Genomic DNA, 16,745 nt, shown 5'->3' with positions numbered 1-16,745 from the left:
CGAAGGGCGGGCCGCAAGGCCCGCCCTTTCTGCATCCGCAGGCCGGATACCGGCCGTCAGGAGTTCATGGCGTCGAAGAAGTCCGAATTGTTCTTCGAGTGCTTGAGCTTGTCGACCAGGAACTCCATGGCGTCGACCGTGCCCATCTGCATGAGGATCCGGCGCAGCACCCACATCTTCGAGAGCGTCGGCTTGTCGACCAGCAGCTCCTCCTTGCGGGTGCCGGAGCGGGTGATGTCGATCGCCGGGAAGGTGCGCTTGTCCGCCAGCTTGCGGTCCAGGATGATCTCGGAGTTGCCCGTCCCCTTGAACTCCTCGAAGATCACTTCGTCCATGCGCGAGCCGGTGTCGATCAGCGCGGTCGCGATGATCGTCAGCGAGCCGCCCTCCTCGATGTTCCGGGCGGCGCCGAAGAACCGCTTCGGGCGCTGCAGGGCGTTGGCGTCGACACCGCCGGTCAGCACCTTGCCGGACGACGGCACCACGGTGTTGTAGGCACGCGCCAAGCGGGTGATGGAATCCAGCAGGATGACCACGTCACGCTTGTGCTCGACCAGGCGCTTGGCCTTCTCGATCACCATCTCGGTGACCGCGACGTGGCGGGTCGCCGGCTCGTCGAAAGTAGAGGAGATCACCTCGCCCTTCACCGAGCGGTCCATGTCGGTCACTTCCTCCGGCCGCTCGTCGATCAGCAGGACGATCAGGTAGACCTCGGGATGGTTCTCGGCGATCGCGTGCGCGATGTTCTGCAGCATCACGGTCTTGCCAGTCCGCGGGGGGGCCACGATCAGCGCGCGCTGGCCCTTGCCGAGCGGCGAGATCAGGTCGATGACCCGGGTCGTGTATTCCTTGTTCTCGGGCTTGAACGGAACCTCGAGACTGAGCTTCTCGTCGGGATACAGCGGCGTCAGGTTGTCGAAGTTGATCCGGTGCCGGACCGCCTCCGGATCCTCGAAGTTGATCGAGTTGACCTTCAGCAGCGCGAAATACCGCTCGCCGTCCTTCGGGGCACGGATCTCGCCCTCGACGGTGTCGCCGGTGCGCAGCCCGAAGCGCCGCACCTGGCTCGGCGAGACATAAATGTCGTCCGGGCCCGGCAGGTAATTCGATTCTGGCGATCTAAGAAAACCAAAGCCATCCGGCAGGGTTTCCAACACGCCCTGCCCGTAGATCGGGACATCGTTGTCCGCCAGCTGTTTAAGGATGGCGAACATCATGTCCTGCTTCCGCAGGGTGCTGGCGTTCTCGATCTCCAGCTCTTCCGCGAAGGCGAGCAGATCGGCGGGTGACTTGGCTTTTAGTTCCTGAAGATTCATTTTATCCGAGCTTATGGATTGGCGGAACGACTCGGCGCTTCGGTTCTGCCGGTCTCACCGGCCGGCGGCCAGTGTCGTGTCGACGCGAGTTGTTCCGGAAGGAGCTGCCACCGCCTTGTGGCGGGTTTTTTTAAACGCGTTACCGAAAGCCGGACACGTTGTCAATCACGGAGTTCTGTATACAAAGTCGCGTCAGAAGGGTTTCAGGACCACCAGGAAGACGATCAGGACCATCAACAGGGTCGGTACTTCGTTCCAGGCCCTGTAGAACCTGGGCGACCGTACGTTCCCGTCGCGCTCGAACGTCTTGCGCCAACGGCCGAACAGATGATGCACCACGGTCATCAGGACAACCAGCGTCAATTTCGCGTGCAGCCAGCCGTCGGACAGCCAGGCCGGCGTCAGCGCCAGCATACCGATCCCGAATCCCCAGGTTCCGATCATCGCCGCGTTCATGATCGCCCGCAGCAGCCGGCGCTCCATCACCTTGAAGGTCTCGGCCTGCGGCGTGCCCGGCCCCGCCTCGGCGTGGTATACGAACAGCCGCGGCAGGTAGAGCATGCCGGCCATCCAGGCGATCACGCTGATCACGTGCAGCGCCTTCGTCACCAGGTACCAGTCCACGCCCGCCTCCCCGGCCGTCAGCCGCGCACCCGCGCCACCAGCGCCGCCACGTGCTCGGGCGGCGTGTGCGGCACGATGCCGTGGCCGAGGTTGAAGACGAACGGCCCGCCGGCCATCGCCTCGAGAATCCGGTCGACCTCCGACGTCAGCGCATCGCCTCCGGCCACCAGGGCGATCGGGTCCAGGTTGCCCTGCACCGGCCGCTCGGCCTGCAGCGCACAGGCCATGGCCAGCGGGATCCCGGAATCCAGGGCCAGCGCCGTCACCCCGGTGGCCGCCCCGTAGCCGCGGGTCTGGGCCCCGGCGCCACGGGCGAAGCCGATGACCGGCAGGTCGGGATGGATCTCCCGCAGCCGCCGCACGATCGTCGCGGTCGGCTGCACCACCCAGCGCTCGAACTGGGTCTCCGGCGCCGCCCCGGCCCAGCTGTCGAACAGCTTCACGACCTGCGCGCCGGCCCGCACCTGGCGGTCCAGGTAACCGACCGTGGCGTCCACCAGCACATCCATCAGCGCCCCGAACCCCTCGGGGTCGCGCCAGGCCCACAGCTTCAGCGCCGCGAAGTCCCGGCTGCTGCCGCCCTCGACCATGTAGGAGGCGACCGTCCAGGGCGCGCCGGCGAAGCCGATCAGCGCGGTCTCCGGCGCCAGGGCCGCCCGCACCCGGGACACCGTCTCGTAGATCGGCGCCAGCACCTTGTGGAAGGCGTCGGCGTCGTAGGCCGGGATCCCGGCCCGGTCGACCACCGGTTCCAGGATCGGCCCGCGTCCCTCCTCGAAGCGCAGCGGCCGGCCGAGGCCGTAGGGCACCATCAGGATGTCGGAGAACAGGATCGCCCCGTCGAAGCCGAAGCGCCGGATCGGCTGCAGCGTCACCTCGGCCGCCAGTTCGGGCGACAGGCACAGGTCGACGAAGCTGCCGGCCCGCGCCCTGAGCTCGCGGTACTCCGGAAGGTATCGTCCGGCCTGACGCATCAGCCAGATCGGCGGGGTATCCAGGGTCTCGCCTGCGAGTGCGCGCAACAGCAGGGATCGGCTCATCCGGTCGGGCTCCGTCGGTGACCCCTATCACTAACCTATTTATTTAGATTCTGAAGGGAAGTTGTAGTGGGAGGGGGGAACACCGGGGATTATAGGGCATCCTCCGAAGTGTCCACAGAATCGCGTCCGGAACCGTTGTCGGCGCCGGCCGGCGGATCGACGGTGGATGGAATCCTCCGGCGTCAGGGGTTCCGCGGCCCGGCGGCGGTCGCCGAAACACGGGGATAACGGGGATGAAATCCGGCCGGGCGACTTCTCCCCGGGTTGCAGGTTCCGCCGGCCCGACTGTCCACCGGGGGGAAACCCGGCGGTTGCGCGACCGGCGGTTCGGCATATCTTCGACCGACGGAAGCCGGGCGGGGATAACCGACCCTGCTGTCCTCACCTTGTCCCCAAGGGGCTGTGCATGACTTCACCGCCGATCCTGCACATCCATCTGGTGTCCGACGCCACCGGCGAGACCAATCACCAGATCGCCCGCGCCTGCCTGGTGCAGTTCGACGGGGTGCGGGCCAAGGAGCATGTGTGGTCGCTGGTCCGCACCCGCAGCTACCTGGACAAGGTGCTGGCCGGGGTCGAGGCGCATCCGGGCCCGGTTCTGTTCACCCTGGTCGAACCCGAGCTGCGCCGCCGCCTGGAGGATACCTGCCGCCGCCTGGAGGTGCCGTGCATCGCCATTCTGGACCCTGTTCTGTCGGCGCTCGGCGCCCATCTCGGGCTCGAATCCCATGGCCGGCCCGGGCGCCAGCACGAGATGGACGCCGCTTATTTCCGGCGCATCGAGGCCATGGACTACACCCTGGCCCATGACGACGGCCAGCTGGTCCACGATCTCGAGGAGGCCGACATCGTGGTGGTCGGCGTGTCGCGGACCTCGAAGACTCCGACCTCGCTGTACCTGGCCAACCGCGGCTTCAAGACCGCCAACGTGCCGATCGTGCCGGGGATCGACCCGCCGGACGAGATCTTCCACCTCCGCAAGCCGCTGGTGGTGGCGTTCACCACCGACCCGACCCGGCTGATCCAGGTCCGCCGCAACCGGGTGCTGATGTTGAAGCAGCGCGAGGAGACCGACTACGTCGCGCTCGAGCAGGTGCGCCGCGAGGTCGCCGACGCCCGGCGGATGTTCGAGCGCAACGGCTGGCCGGTGATCGACGTCACCCGCCGGTCGATCGAGGAGACCGCGGCGGCGGTGCTGCAGTTCCTGGAGCCCGGGGAGACCGAAAATGGCGGGGGCAGCGATGGTTGAACCCGGGAGTCCGGTAGCGCCGGTCGCCGGTCCGGCGGCCGCGACCACCTCGGTGATCCTGGCCTCCGGCAGCCGGTTCCGGGCCGAGATGCTGCGCGCCGCCGGGGTGCCGTTCGCGGTCCTGGTGCCCGGGGTCGACGAGGCGGCGGTCCGGGAGTCCCTGGGCGCCGAGGGTGCGACGGCCGAGGATGTCGCGATCGCGCTCGGCGAGCTGAAGGCGGTCGCGGTGTCGCGCCGGCATCCCGAGGCCCTGGTGATCGGCTCCGACCAGATGCTGGACTGCAACGGGGTGTGGTTCGAGAAGCCGGTCGACCGCGACCATGCGCGGGCCAGCCTGACGGCCCTGGCCGGCCGCGACCATCGGCTGGTGACCAGCGCGGTGGTCGTGCGTGGCGGCGAGCGCATCTGGCATGTATCGCAGAGCGTCCGGATGCGCATGCGGCCGCTGAGCGGCGACTTCATCGAGCGCTATCTGGACGCGGTCGGCGACGACGTGCGGTCGTCGGTCGGGGCCTACCAGCTCGAGGGCCTCGGGGCCCAGCTGTTCACGGCTGTCGAGGGCGACTACTTCACGGTCCTGGGCCTGCCGCTGCTGCCGCTGCTCGACTTCCTGCGGGTCCACGGGGTGCTGGCGCGCTGATGGGGACGGCACGGCCATGAAGGTGCTGGGCCTGACCGGATCGATCGGCATGGGCAAGTCGACGGCGGCCGGCATGCTGCGGCGGCTGGGATTGCCGGTGCACGACGCCGACGCCGCGGTACACCGCCTGCTGGCGCGCGGCGGTGCCGCCGTCCCTGCGATCGACGCGGCGTTTCCGGGGGTCGTGCGCGACGGGGCGGTCGACCGCCCGGCCTTGGGATCCCGGGTGTTCGGCGACCCCGAGGCACTGGCCCGGCTCGAGGCGATCGTGCACCCGCTGGTGCGGCGCGCGACCGCACGCTTCCTGGCCGCATGCCGGCGCCGGCGCGTGAAGCTGGCGGTGCTGGACGTGCCGCTGCTGCTGGAGGGCAGCGGTCACGAGCGCTGCGACCTGGTGGCGGTGGTCAGTGCCCCGGAACGGGTCCAGCGGCAGCGTGTCATGGCCCGCCCGGGGATGACGGAATCCCGCCTTGAGGCTATCCTGGCAAAGCAGATGCCGGATGCCGAGAAGCGTCGCCGCGCCGACGCGGTGATCCCTACGGGACTGGGCCGCGCGGTCACCATGCGGCATCTGGTCAGGCTGGTGCGAAAACTGCGACGGAACGGGGAACAGGCATGCGCGAGATCGTGCTCGACACGGAGACGACGGGGCTGGACCCGGCGACCGGCGACCGGATCGTCGAGATCGGTTGCCTCGAGCTGATCAACCACGTGCCGACCGGGCGCAGCCTGCACCACTACATCAATCCCGAGCGCGACATGCCGCTGGGGGCGTTCGAGGTACACGGGCTGTCGACCGAATTCCTGTCGGGATACCCGGTGTTCGCCGCGGTGGCCGACGAGATCGTCGAGTTCCTCGGCGATGCGGTGCTGGTCATCCACAACGCCGCCTTCGACATGAAGTTCATCAATGCCGAGCTGCGGCGGCTGGAACGCCCCGAGATCCCGATGAGCCAGGCGCTCGACACCGTGCAGCTGGCGCGCCGCAAGTACCCCGGCGCCCAGGTCAGCCTGGACGCGCTGTGCCGCCGCTTCGAGATCGACAACGGCCACCGTACGCTGCACGGCGCGCTGCTCGATGCCGATCTGCTGGCGGCGGTCTATCTGGAGCTGATCGGCGGCCGGCAGCCGGACCTGGCGCTGGCCGCCGAGGCGGCGCCCGAGCCGACCGCTACCCAGCGGGCCGAGGAGCGGGCCGCCCGTCCCTTCCGCGAACCCCGGCCGCATGCGCCGAGCGTCGAGGAACTGGCGGCCCATCGGGCGTTCCTGGAGTCGATCAAGAACCCGATCTGGCTGGCCGGCCAGGCGGCAGGCTGACCGGGCTGCCGGCTGACCGGCCAGCCGGCCGAGGCTCAGCTCTCCGGCGGCAGGATCGAGCCGTCGGTCGCCGGAGCGACGGTCGGCGTGGTCGACGCGGCAGCGGCGCCGGCACTGGCGCTCTGGCGGAACATCGCCGCGAAGTCGACCGGCTGGATCAGCAGCGGCGGGAAGCCGCCGTCGCGGGTGACGTCGGCGACGATCGCGCGGGCGAACGGGAACAGGAGACGCGGGCATTCGATCAGCAGCACCGGGTGCAGCGAGTCCTGGGGCACGCCCTGCAGGGTGAACAGCCCGCCATAGCTCAGCTCGGCCAGGAACAGCTGCTCGCCGGCGCTGGTGCCCGAAGCGGTAACCCGCAGCGTCACCTCGTACAGGTCGTTGTCGGCGACCTTGGCGGCCTGCACGTCGACATTCACCTCGATCCGCGGCGGCTCGTTCTGCGGCTGCAGGCTGGCCGGCGCGCGCGGGTTCTCGAACGACAGGTCCTTGACGTATTGCGCATGGATCTGGATCGGCAATGCGACGGCGGCCTGCGGCGCTGAGGTGTCGGACATGGTCGGGTTTCCCTCGATTTTGATCGCCGGTCGCCTATCACGGTTCCGGAGCGTGCACAACCGACGCATCCGGCCCGGGCCGGAGCTCGACCACGGTGCCGTTGCCGACCGCCAGGCCGGTCAGTCCGCGGATGAAGCCCCAGTGGCTGACATAGACGGTCTCGCCCCAGTCGGTCGCCCGGTGCAGCCGACTGGCGAAAACCCCGCAGCGCGCCGCGAGCTGGGCCTCCGACTCGCCCTGGGCGGGCCACCAGCGCTCGCCCAGACGGTCGAAGTCGAGGGTCGGCCACTGGGTCCGCAGCAGCGACGCCGGCGTGCCGACGTCGCACACGAACCAGCAGCGCTCGCGGACCAGCGAGTCGATCTCGACCGGCAGGCCGAGCTGCTCCGCCAGGACCGAGGCGGTCTCCAGGGTGCGGCGGTACGGGCTGGCGACGATCCGGGTCAGACCGCGGGCGCTCAGCGCCTCCGCGGCGGCCCGGGCCTGGTCGCGGCCGATCTCGGTCAGTGCCGGATCCTCGATGCCGGGATCGATCCGGGTTGCCGCGAAATGCACGTTGAACTCGCTCTGGCCGTGGCGCAGCAGGTACATGGCGTCAGCGGCTCCGGTCGTCGGTGGAATCCGGGCCGAGGCGGCGCGGATCGCGATCCGACCCGTCGGCCGGGGTTTCGGTGACGTCGCTGTAGTCGCCGTCGATGACCGGGCCGGCGCCGCCGGGACCCCTCGGCCTGCCGCCTCTCGGCCCGTCACCGGGCGGTCGCACCGTCCAGATCCGGGTGTTGCCGCGCGCGACCGCCCAGGCCAGGGCGGCACCGATCAGCAGCCGCCGGACCGGCGGAATGAACAGGATCAGGCCGATCGCGTCGGTCAGGAAGCCGGGGATCAGCAGCATCAGGCCGGCCACCAGCAGGCCGAGCCCGGACAGCAGTTCGCCGACCGGCGTCTCGCCGCGGTCGAGATGCTCCTGCGCCCGCGCTAGGGTCGCCATGCCCTGGACCCGGAACAGCAGCATGCCGAGGCCGGCGGTGGCCAGGATCAGCGCGACGGTCGGAAGCGCCCCGATGTCGCTGCCGATCTCGATCATCAGCCAGATTTCCAGCACCGGCAGGCCGAGGATGACGAGTAAAACCAGGAAGCCCATGCTTGCCCTTCCGAAGTCCAGGCCCTATCTAGTCCGGACGCGTCCGGAGACCGCTCCGGCGTCGTGATCGTTTACCGGTGGGGTGCGATCGCGGCGGCCACTCTAAACTTGGGGGCGCGGCCCGGTCCAGGCGCCGTGCCGCGATCACGATGGGAATCGGTGTGCCGTTCCTAGACATCATATTGCTCGCGCTGTTCGCCGGCTTCGTCATCTTCAAGCTGCGGAGCGTGCTCGGCCGTCGTACCGGTCACGAACGGCAGCGGCCGGATCCGTTTGCCGAGCCGCCGAAGAGCAACGACAACGGCAACATCGTCCGGCTGCCCGACCGTTCGGCCGAAGCCGACGAGGCCGAGGGGGCCGAGGAGCCCGGCTCGATGGCCGCCGGGATCATGCGCATCAAGCTGGCCGACGAGCGGTTCGACGAGCGCGAGTTCCTGCACGGCGCCAAGATGGCCTTCGCGATGATCGTCGAGGCCTTCGCCAAAGGGGATGTGGATGCCCTGAAGCCGCTGCTGTCGCGCGAGCTGTTCGGCGGCTTCGCCGCGGCGATCGAGGGCCGCGAGAAGGCCGGCGAAACGCAGGAGACCACGATCGTCACCGTCCGCTCGGCCGACATCGTCGAGGCGACGCTTGAGGACCACCAGGCCAAGGTCACGGTCGAGTTCGTGAGCGAGCAGGTGAAGGTGACCCGCAACGCGGACGGCGAGGTGACCGAGGGCGAGCCGGACCGGATCGATATCCTGACCGACATCTGGACCTTCGCCCGCGACATCCGGTCCCGCGATCCCAACTGGGCGCTGGTCGCCACCCGTGTCCCCGAGGACTGAGCGCCGGCCTGCCGCGGCCCTGCTGCTGCTGCTGGCGGCCGCCGGCCTGCTGCTGGCGTCCTGCGGCCGCGAGCCGCCGAAGCAGCCCGAGGGCAAGCTGGTCCTGGAGCGCGCCGCGATTTCCGACCTGCCGGGCTGGAGCAGCGACGACCCGCGCCCGGCGCTGGCGGCGTTCCGCCGAACCTGCGGACCGATCCTGAAGGGCGACCAGGGCCGGGCCATCGGCCCGGAAGACCGGTTCGGCACCCGCGCCGACTGGGCGCCGGCCTGCCGCGCCGCCGCCGCGCTGGACGCCGGCGACCCCGAGGCGGTCCGGCGGTTCTTCGCCGGTGCCTTCACGGTCTGGCGGGCGCGGGACGACACCCCGGACGACGATCTCTTCACCGGCTATTACGAACCCGAAATGGCCGGCTCCCGCGTCAGGTCCGCGGCCTTCCCGGTCACGCTGTACAAGCGTCCGGCGGACCTGATCGACGTCGACCTGGGGGCGTTCCGGGATTCGCTGAAGGGCGAGCGCATCGCCGGTCGGGTCGAGAACGGCCGGCTGGTGCCCTACGCCGACCGCGCGGCGATCGAGGACGGCGCCCTGGCGGCCAAGGGCGAGCCGCTGATCTACCTCGCCGACCCGGTCGACGCGTTCTTCCTGCACATCCAGGGCTCCGGCCTGGTGGTGCTGCCGGACGGCAGCCGCACCCGGGTCGGCTACGACGGCACCAACGGCCATCCGTACTACGCGGTCGGCCGCTGGCTGATCGCCGAGGGCGAGGTGCCGAAGGAGAAGATGTCGCTGCAGGCGATCCGCGCGTGGCTGGCCGCCCATCCCGAGCGCCGCCGCGAGGTCATGGACAAGAACCCGTCCTATGTGTTCTTCCGGCCGCTGACCGGCGACGGCCCGATCGGCTCGGCCGGCGTCGCCCTGACCCCGGGCCGCAGCCTGGCGGTCGACCGCCGGCACCTGCCGATGGGCGCCCCGGCCTGGGTCGACATCGCCTACCCGACGACCGCCGGCCCCGCGCTGCGACGCCTGATGGTGACCCAGGACACCGGTGGGGCGATCCGCGGACCGATCCGCGGCGACGTGTTCTGGGGTGCGGGCAAGCCGGCCGAGGATCTCGCCGGACCGATGGCGGCCAAGGGCCGCTACTGGCTGCTGCTGCCGACCGGCCTGGATCCCAACCGGCCGGGGTGATCCCGGCCCCGCGTATTCCCGGCCCCGCGTATTCCCGGCCCCGTCGCGGGCGGGCGATCTCCTTGCCCGGCCGTGCGCCGCGTGCTAGCCGAGATCTACTGAATTCAATCCGGAGCCACCCCCCATGCCCGGTACCGGCCCGCGCGTCGGCCTGTTCGTCACCTGCCTGGTGGACCTCTACCGGCCGACCGTCGGTTTCGCCGCGGTCAAGCTGCTGGAGGACGCCGGCTGCACCGTCGAGGTGCCGCCGACCCAGACCTGCTGCGGCCAACCGGCCTACAACTCCGGCGACATGGCCGACACCCGGGCGGTGGCGCGCGGCGTGATCGACGCCTTCGAGGGCTACGACTACGTGGTGGCGCCGTCCGGCTCCTGCGCCGGCATGATCCACGAGCACTATCCGGTGCTGTTCGCCGACGATCCGGAGACCGCGCAGCGTGCCCAGCACCTGGCCAAGCGGACCCACGAGCTGGTGTCGTTCCTGGTCGACGTGCTGAAGGTCGAGCGGGTCGAGGCGGTCTATCCCGGCACCGTCACCTACCACGACTCCTGCTCCGGCCTGCGCGAGCTGCAGGTCAAGGCACAGCCGCGCCGGCTGCTCGGCAGTGTCAAGGGCCTGAGCCTGACCGAGCTGCCGGGCGCCGAGATCTGCTGCGGCTTCGGCGGCACCTTCTGCGTCAAGTATCCCGAGATCTCCGACAAGATGGTCACCGACAAGGCGCGGGACGTGGCGGCGACCGGCGCCGGCACCCTGCTGGCCGGCGACCTGGGCTGCCTGCTGAACATGTCCGGCAAGCTCTCCCGTCTCGGAACCGGAACGAAAGTGCGCCATGTCGCCGAGGTGCTGGCCGGCATGGCCGACGGCCCGGCTATCGGCGAGCCGGCCGACGGCCCGGCGAAGGAGTGACGGCGATGCAGTCGACCAGCCGATCCTTCAAACAGAACGCCCACCATGCCCTGCAGGACGCCACGCTGCAGCGGGCGCTGGGCAACATCAAGACCGGCTTCCAGGAGAAGCGCCGCCAGGTGATCGCCGCGCTGCCCGAGTTCGAGGCGCTGCGCGACGCCGGCCGCGACATCAAGAACCACACCCTGGCGCATCTCGACTTCTACCTGGAGCGCTTCGAGGAGAACGTCACCGCCGCCGGCGGCGTGGTGCACTGGTGCCGGACCCCGGCCGAGGCGCGCGAGACCATCCTGGCGATCTGCCAGCGCCGCAACGCCCGCACCGTGACCAAGGGCAAGTCGATGGTGGCCGAGGAGATCGGCCTCAACGAGTTCCTCGAAGCCAACGCCATCGAGCCGGTCGAGACCGACCTCGGCGAGTACATCATCCAGCTCCGCCACGAGCCGCCGAGCCATATCATCGCGCCGGCGATCCACGTGACCCGCGAGCAGATCGCCGAGGACTTCCGGCGCCACCACACCGACCTCGATCCGAACCGCCGGCTCGAGGAGCCCCGCGACTTCACCGACGAGGCCCGCGCCAAGCTGCGCGACCGCTACTTCCAGGCCGATGTCGGGATCACCGGCGCCAACTTCCTGATCGCCGAGACCGGCTCGACGGTGATCGTCACCAACGAGGGCAACGGGGACATGACCCAGCTCCTCGGCAAGGCCCATGTGGTGGTGGCGAGCCTGGAGAAGGTGGTGCCGACCCTGGACGACGCCGCCACCATCCTGCGGCTGCTGGCGCGCTCGGCGACCGGCCAGGAGATGTCGGTCTACACCACCTTCTCGACCGGGCCGCGCCGGTCCGCCGACCTGGACGGCCCCGAGGAGTTCCACGTGGTGCTGCTGGACAACGGCCGCTCGGCGATGCTGGGCACCGAGTTCCAGGACATGCTGCGCTGCATCCGCTGCGCCGCCTGCATGAACCACTGCCCGGTCTACGCCGCGGTCGGCGGCCACGCCTATGGCTGGGTCTATCCCGGGCCGATGGGCGCGGTGCTGACGCCGTCGCTGATCGGGGTCGAGGAGGCCGGCCACCTGCCGAACGCCTCGACCTTCTGCGGGCGCTGCGAAAGCGTGTGCCCGATGCGGATCCCGCTGCCGAAGATGATGCGCCACTACCGGACGCGGGAATACGAGCGCGGCCTGACGTCCGGCACCGTGCGCACCGGGCTGTCGCTGTGGTCGTTCCTGGCGACCCGGCCCTCGCTGTATCGTTTCGTAACCGGAATCATGGCGCGGACCCTCGGCGTGCTGGGCCGCCGGGCCGGGCGGTTCAGGAGCCTGCCGCTGGCCGGCGGCTGGACCGGCGTGCGCGACATGCCGGCGCCGCAGGGCCGGACCTTCCATTCGTTGTGGGCCGAACGCCGGGCGAACGGGAGGACCGGGGCATGAGTGCCGCGCGCGACCAGATCCTGGGCTCGATCCGCAAGTCGCTCGGCCGCGGTCCGGTCGAAGGCGAGGCGGCCGCCGGGTTGCACCAGCGGCTGGCGACACCGGCCCGCAACCTGATTCCCGACCGCACCGCCGGCCAGGACACCGCGGGCCTGGTGGGCCAGCTGGTCGGCAAGCTCGGCGAGGCCGCCTGCTCGGTCGACGAGGTGGCGTCCCTGGCGGAGGTGCCGGCCCGGATCGCCGCCTGGCTGCAGCGCGAGAACCTGCCGGCCCGGCTGGTCCAGGCACCGGCCCTGGGCGCGGACTCCGACGAGCGCCTGGACTGGACCGCGACGCCGACGATCGAGGTCAAGACCGGGACCGCCGACGGCTCCGAGGACACCAGCGTCACGCCGGTGTTCGCGGCGGTCGCCGAGACCGGGACGCTGATGCTGCTGTCGGACGCTACGACCCCGACCGGCCTGAACTTCCTGCCGGAGAACCACATCGCGGTGGTGCGCCGCAGCCAGGTGGTCGGGCCGCTCGAGGACGCCTGGTCGCGACTGCGCGGGGCGCGGACCGCGGCCGGGGGGGCGGTGGGCGCGGGCATGCCGCGGTCCGTCAATCTGATCACCGGGCCGTCGCGCACCGGCGACATCGAGCAGCGCATCCAGATGGGCGCGCACGGGCCGCGCCGGCTGCACGTGATCGTCGTCGACGATTGAGCGCCGGGTCGGCCCGGCCATGACCTCGAGCCGACCATGACCCGGCGACGCCCCACCCCGGACGAGCTGGCGCTGTTCGGCCGTGTCGTTTCGGATGCGGAACCGCTGAAGCCGCGGCGACGCAGCCCACGGGTCGCCGCGGTAGCCCCCGAGCCGGAGGAGCCCGCCGCAGCGCCGGCTCCAGCGCAGCCGCCGATACAGCCGCCGGGCGCCAAACCGTCGTCGCGCAAGCGCGGCCGGATTCCTGCCGACCCGCCGCCTCCGGCCCCGGCGCCCCCGCCGCCGGTCGTCCCCGCCGCCCTCGGCGAGCATGCCCACGGCGCCGCCCCCGGGCTCGACCGTCGCACCCAGCTGCGCCTGAAGCGCGGCCAGATCCCGATCGAGGCCCGCATCGACCTGCACGGCATGAGCCGCGAGCGGGCCCATGCCGGGCTGAACGCCTTCCTGGCCCGCCAGGCCGCGCTCGGGCGGCGCTGCGTGCTGGTGATCACCGGCAAGGGTCGGTCGGACTGGCAGCGGCCGGACTGGGGCTCCGAGGAACGCGAGACCGGCGTCATCCGCCGGGCCCTGCCGGGCTGGCTGCGCGATCACCCGAACCAGGAGCGGGTCCTGGCGTTCGCGGCGGCCCAGCCGCAGGACGGCGGAACCGGCGCCTGGTATGTGCTGCTGCGCCGTCGCCGCGAGGACTCCGGTCCGGGCGGCGGTCCGGGCGGCGGTCTGGGCGCCGGGGGGCGGGCATGACGCCGCTCGGCCAGAAGCTGCGGGCCCTGCGCGCCGAGCGCGGCGCCACCCTCGGCGAGATGGCGGCGGCGCTCGGGGTCTCGGCCGCCTATCTGTCGGCGCTGGAGCACGGCAAGCGCGGGGTGCCGCGGGCGGTGTTCCTGGAGCTGATCAACGGCTATTTCAACCTCGGATGGGACGACGCCGAGGAGCTGCGCCGGCTGGCCACGATCTCCGACCCGCGGGTGGTGCTGGACACCGGCGGCCTCAGCCCGAAGGCGACCGAGCTGGCGAACCGGCTGGCGGCCCGCCTGCCCGAGCTGGACGACTACCGGATCGACACCCTGCTGGCCGAGCTCGAGGACCCGTAGCCGCCGGCCTGCCCCGGGACGCCGGCCTACAGGCCGAGCACGTCGCGCATGCTGTACAGGCCGGGGGCCCGGCCGGCCGCCCAGCGGGCGGCGGCCACGGCGCCGTTGGCGAAGATGTGCCGGCCGCCGGCCCGGTGGCCGATCTCGATGCGCTCGGCCGGGCCGGCGAACACCACCGTGTGCTCGCCGATCACGTCGCCGCCGCGCATGGTCGCGAAGCCGATCTGGCCCGGCACCCGCGGGCCGGTGTGTCCCTCGCGCGACAGCACCGCCACGTCCTCGAAGCGCCGGCCGCGGCCGGCGGCGGCCGCCCGGCCGAGCCCGACCGCGGTGCCGGACGGGGCGTCGACCTTGCGGTTGTGATGCATCTCGACGATCTCGATGTCCCAGGGCTCGCCCAGGGTGCCGGCGACCCGCTCGACCAGGGCGAGCAGCAGGTTGACGCCGACGCTCATGTTCGGGGCGTAGACCAGGGGGATCCGCTCGGCCAGCCGGGCCAGCCCGGCTTCCTGCTCGGCCGACAGCCCGGTGGTGCCGGTCACGAACGGGGTCCCGGCCTCGGCGGCGGCGGCGGCGTGGGCCAGGGTCGGCTCCGGCAGGGTGAAGTCGATGGCGACATCGGCGGCCAGCACCGCCGCCACCCGGTCGGTGGTCGCCAGCCCGGTCGGCGGGAGCCCGGCCAGGGTGCCCGCATCGGCCCCGAGGTCGGCACTACCGGCCCTTACCCCGGCCGCCGAGAGGGCCGCGTCGGGGCTCTCGGCGACCGCCTTGACGATCATCCGACCCATGCGTCCGTTGGCGCCGAAGACGCCGATCCGCGTTACCATTCCGTGGTCTCCCTTCCTGCGGGGCGGCAGGCGCCCGAAAGATCGGAGCACCGGTCGTTGCCTCTCCCAAGCCCGTCATCTAATCTTATATCATATCGACTGTTTTTCGTTCGGCATAACATACAGACAAGGGAAAGATCGGGACATGGACGTCGGCACGCTCTGCCTCGGAGTCCTGAGCTTCGGCGACACCACGGGATACGGAATCCGGCGTGCCGTCGGCGACTGGTTCAAGCACTTCGGACAGGCCAGCCTGGGGGCGATCTACCCGGCCCTGGCGAAATTGACGGCGCGCGGCTCGATCGAGGTGATCGGCGCGCCCGACGCACCGCTCGAGAAGCGGACCTTCCGGATCACCGACCGCGGCCGCGACGAGCTGGCGCAGGCGGCGGCCGCCTGCGACGGCACCGAAACCGTCAGATCTCCCTTTCTTTCCGGGATGTTCTTCGCGCATCTCATCGCCATGGACGACGTCCACCGCCTGGTCGACGAGCGGATCGCCGGGCTGCGCGGCGAGCAGCGCCGGCTGCGCGGCCTGCCGGCCGAGGCCATGACCGAGGGCCAGCGCTTCACGATCCGGTATTCGCAGGCCGTGATCACCGCTGCGATCAATTTTCTGGAGCGTGAGGGTCGTGCCATCGTCACCGCGATCGAGCGCGAGAATCCACCGCTAGATCAGTGAGTTGACCGGAACACTACCGTGACCGCTACCGTGGTTTTCCGGTAGTATCGTGAGGTTCGCTACTCCCGGAGGTCGTCCCACAGCTCCTTGACCTTGTCGAAGAAGCCGTGGCTCTGCGGGCTGGTGGTGTCGTCGCCGGCCTCGGCCTGGAACTCCTCGAGCAGCTCGCGCTGGCGCTTGGTCAGGTTGACCGGGGTCTCGACAGCGACCTCGACATACATGTCGCCGCGGGCCGGGCTGCGCAGCACCGACATGCCCTTGCCCTTGAGCCGGAACTGCTTGCCGGACTGGGTGCCGGTCGGGATCGCCACCCGGGCCCGCGAGCCCTCGATGGTCGGAACCTCGATCTGCCCGCCGAGTGCGGCGGTCACCATCGCCACCGGGACCCGGCATTGGATGTCGGCGCCGTCGCGGTGGAAGATCGGATGCGGCTCGATCGACAGGAACAGGTACAGGTCGCCGGGCGGCGCTCCGCGCATACCGGCCTCGCCCTCGCCGGCCAGGCGGATCCGGGTGCCGTCCTCGACGCCGGCCGGGATGTTCACCGACAGGGTCTTGTCCTTGCGCTGCCGTCCGGAGCCGCCACAGCTGCGGCACGGGTTCTCGATGACCTGGCCGACCCCGCCGCAGGCCGGGCAGGTCCGCTCGATCGTGAAGAAGCCCTGCTGGGCCCGGACCTTGCCGGCGCCATGACAGGTCGGGCAGGGGATCGGCTTCGATCCCTTTTCGGCCCCGGTCCCGGTGCACTCCTCGCAGGACGTCGAAGTCGGGATGCGGATCTCGGTCTGGCGGCCGCGGAACGCATCCTCCAGGCTGATCGACATGTTGTAGCGCAGGTCGGAGCCGCGGCCGGCCCCGCCGCCGCGGCGCGCCCCGCCCATGAACTCGCCGAACATCTCCTCGAAGATGTCGGCGAAACCGCCGGAGAATCCGGCGCCGCCCGGCCGGCCGCCACCGCCGTTCTCGAACGCGGCATGGCCGAAGCGGTCATAGGCCGCCTTCTTCTCGTCGTCCTTGAGGACGTCGTAGGCCTCGTTGAGTTCCTTGAACTGGCGCTCGGCCTCGGCATCGCCCGGGTTGCGGTCCGGGTGGTGCTGCATCGCCAGCTTGCGGAAGGCACGCTTCAGCTCGTCCTTGGACGCGCCGCGCGAAACCCCCAGAACGTCGTAGTAGTCGCGCTTCGCCATCGATCCG

At 70.7% G+C, this 16,745-nt stretch carries 20 protein-coding genes; 12 read left to right on the top strand and 8 right to left on the bottom strand.

What is annotated here, in order from left to right; all coding sequences use genetic code 11:
- Positions 1-56: 56 nt before the first annotated feature.
- The 3 genes from rho to hemE all read right to left on the bottom strand — a co-directional run bounded on the left by rho (position 57) and on the right by hemE (position 2,980).
- Positions 57-1,316 (bottom strand): transcription termination factor Rho, encoded by a 1,260-nt coding sequence (rho, locus tag RIC31_RS09400; protein WP_350105544.1) that lies wholly within the window; start codon positions 1,314-1,316, stop codon positions 57-59.
- A gap of 192 nt (positions 1,317-1,508) precedes the next feature.
- Positions 1,509-1,940 (bottom strand): protoporphyrinogen oxidase HemJ, encoded by a 432-nt coding sequence (gene hemJ, locus RIC31_RS09395; protein ID WP_350105541.1) that lies wholly within the window; start codon positions 1,938-1,940, stop codon positions 1,509-1,511.
- A 17-nt stretch (positions 1,941-1,957) separates the two neighbouring features.
- Entirely contained in the window at positions 1,958-2,980 is a 1,023-nt protein-coding gene (gene hemE / locus RIC31_RS09390; RefSeq protein ID WP_350105538.1) for a uroporphyrinogen decarboxylase, read from the bottom strand.
- 406 nt (positions 2,981-3,386) lie between these two features.
- Between hemE and RIC31_RS09385 the strand changes: the two genes are divergently transcribed.
- Genes RIC31_RS09385 through dnaQ form a run of 4 tightly spaced genes read left to right on the top strand, consistent with a single transcriptional unit; the run spans position 3,387 to position 6,186 of the window.
- A complete protein-coding gene (locus RIC31_RS09385) occupies positions 3,387-4,229 on the top strand; it encodes a pyruvate, water dikinase regulatory protein (protein WP_350105535.1) in 843 nt (280 codons plus the stop codon).
- Positions 4,222-4,869, top strand: a complete 648-nt coding sequence (locus tag RIC31_RS09380) for a Maf family protein (RefSeq protein WP_350105532.1) — start codon at positions 4,222-4,224, stop codon at positions 4,867-4,869. The genes RIC31_RS09385 and RIC31_RS09380 overlap by 8 nt, the downstream gene beginning before the upstream one ends.
- 16 nt (positions 4,870-4,885) lie before the next feature.
- Positions 4,886-5,572, top strand: a complete 687-nt coding sequence (gene coaE, locus RIC31_RS09375) for a dephospho-CoA kinase (RefSeq protein WP_350105529.1) — start codon at positions 4,886-4,888, stop codon at positions 5,570-5,572.
- A complete protein-coding gene (dnaQ, locus tag RIC31_RS09370; protein ID WP_350105526.1) occupies positions 5,485-6,186 on the top strand; it encodes a DNA polymerase III subunit epsilon in 702 nt (233 codons plus the stop codon). The genes coaE and dnaQ overlap by 88 nt, the downstream gene beginning before the upstream one ends.
- A 35-nt stretch (positions 6,187-6,221) precedes the next feature.
- Here the strand turns inward: dnaQ and secB are convergent, their stop codons facing one another.
- From secB to RIC31_RS09355, 3 genes are read right to left on the bottom strand one after another with little or no spacing between them, the layout of a single operon-like run.
- Positions 6,222-6,743: a protein-export chaperone SecB gene (gene secB, locus RIC31_RS09365; RefSeq protein ID WP_350105523.1), complete on the bottom strand. Its 522-nt coding sequence runs from the start codon at positions 6,741-6,743 to the stop codon at positions 6,222-6,224.
- A 37-nt stretch (positions 6,744-6,780) separates the two neighbouring features.
- Complete coding sequence (locus tag RIC31_RS09360; RefSeq protein WP_350105520.1) at positions 6,781-7,335, bottom strand: histidine phosphatase family protein; 555 nt, start codon at positions 7,333-7,335, stop codon at positions 6,781-6,783.
- A 4-nt stretch (positions 7,336-7,339) separates the two neighbouring features.
- A complete protein-coding gene (locus RIC31_RS09355) occupies positions 7,340-7,885 on the bottom strand; it encodes an FxsA family protein (RefSeq protein WP_350105517.1) in 546 nt (181 codons plus the stop codon).
- Between the two features lie 149 nt (positions 7,886-8,034).
- Here RIC31_RS09355 and RIC31_RS09350 point away from each other — a divergent pair, with 149 nt between their 5' ends.
- The 7 genes from RIC31_RS09350 (at position 8,035) to RIC31_RS09320 (ending at position 14,042) form a co-directional block, all read left to right on the top strand.
- Positions 8,035-8,712: a Tim44/TimA family putative adaptor protein gene (locus RIC31_RS09350; protein WP_350105515.1), complete on the top strand. Its 678-nt coding sequence runs from the start codon at positions 8,035-8,037 to the stop codon at positions 8,710-8,712.
- Positions 8,696-9,901 carry a murein transglycosylase A gene (mltA, locus tag RIC31_RS09345; RefSeq protein WP_350105510.1) on the top strand — a complete coding sequence of 402 codons (1,206 nt, stop codon included), beginning with the start codon at positions 8,696-8,698 and terminating at the stop codon, positions 9,899-9,901. Before RIC31_RS09350 ends, mltA begins: the two co-directional genes overlap by 17 nt.
- Positions 9,902-10,025: 124 nt before the next feature.
- Positions 10,026-10,808 carry a (Fe-S)-binding protein gene (locus tag RIC31_RS09340; protein WP_350105506.1) on the top strand — a complete coding sequence of 261 codons (783 nt, stop codon included), beginning with the start codon at positions 10,026-10,028 and terminating at the stop codon, positions 10,806-10,808.
- 5 nt (positions 10,809-10,813) lie between these two features.
- Entirely contained in the window at positions 10,814-12,247 is a 1,434-nt protein-coding gene (locus tag RIC31_RS09335) for a LutB/LldF family L-lactate oxidation iron-sulfur protein (protein WP_350105504.1), read from the top strand.
- Positions 12,244-12,951, top strand: coding sequence for a LutC/YkgG family protein (locus RIC31_RS09330; RefSeq protein ID WP_350105501.1), 708 nt, complete (start codon positions 12,244-12,246; stop codon positions 12,949-12,951). The genes RIC31_RS09335 and RIC31_RS09330 overlap by 4 nt, the downstream gene beginning before the upstream one ends.
- A gap of 36 nt (positions 12,952-12,987) precedes the next feature.
- Complete coding sequence (locus RIC31_RS09325; RefSeq protein WP_350105499.1) at positions 12,988-13,692, top strand: Smr/MutS family protein; 705 nt, start codon at positions 12,988-12,990, stop codon at positions 13,690-13,692.
- Entirely contained in the window at positions 13,689-14,042 is a 354-nt protein-coding gene (locus tag RIC31_RS09320; protein ID WP_350105496.1) for a helix-turn-helix domain-containing protein, read from the top strand. Before RIC31_RS09325 ends, RIC31_RS09320 begins: the two co-directional genes overlap by 4 nt.
- 26 nt (positions 14,043-14,068) lie before the next feature.
- Here the strand turns inward: RIC31_RS09320 and dapB are convergent, their stop codons facing one another.
- Positions 14,069-14,869, bottom strand: a complete 801-nt coding sequence (gene dapB, locus RIC31_RS09315; RefSeq protein ID WP_350105493.1) for a 4-hydroxy-tetrahydrodipicolinate reductase — start codon at positions 14,867-14,869, stop codon at positions 14,069-14,071.
- 145 nt (positions 14,870-15,014) lie between these two features.
- Between dapB and RIC31_RS09310 the strand changes: the two genes are divergently transcribed.
- Positions 15,015-15,551 carry a PadR family transcriptional regulator gene (locus RIC31_RS09310; RefSeq protein WP_350105489.1) on the top strand — a complete coding sequence of 179 codons (537 nt, stop codon included), beginning with the start codon at positions 15,015-15,017 and terminating at the stop codon, positions 15,549-15,551.
- A 59-nt stretch (positions 15,552-15,610) separates the two neighbouring features.
- Here the strand turns inward: RIC31_RS09310 and dnaJ are convergent, their stop codons facing one another.
- Positions 15,611-16,738, bottom strand: a complete 1,128-nt coding sequence (gene dnaJ / locus RIC31_RS09305; RefSeq protein WP_350105486.1) for a molecular chaperone DnaJ — start codon at positions 16,736-16,738, stop codon at positions 15,611-15,613.
- Positions 16,739-16,745 lie beyond the last annotated feature (7 nt).

This window comes from Thalassobaculum sp. (assembly GCF_040219615.1).
In the GTDB taxonomy this organism is placed as follows: domain Bacteria; phylum Pseudomonadota; class Alphaproteobacteria; order Thalassobaculales; family Thalassobaculaceae; genus Thalassobaculum_A.
The sequence above is the reverse complement of the archived record's forward strand: the minus strand, read 5'-3'. Positions and strand labels throughout refer to the sequence as shown.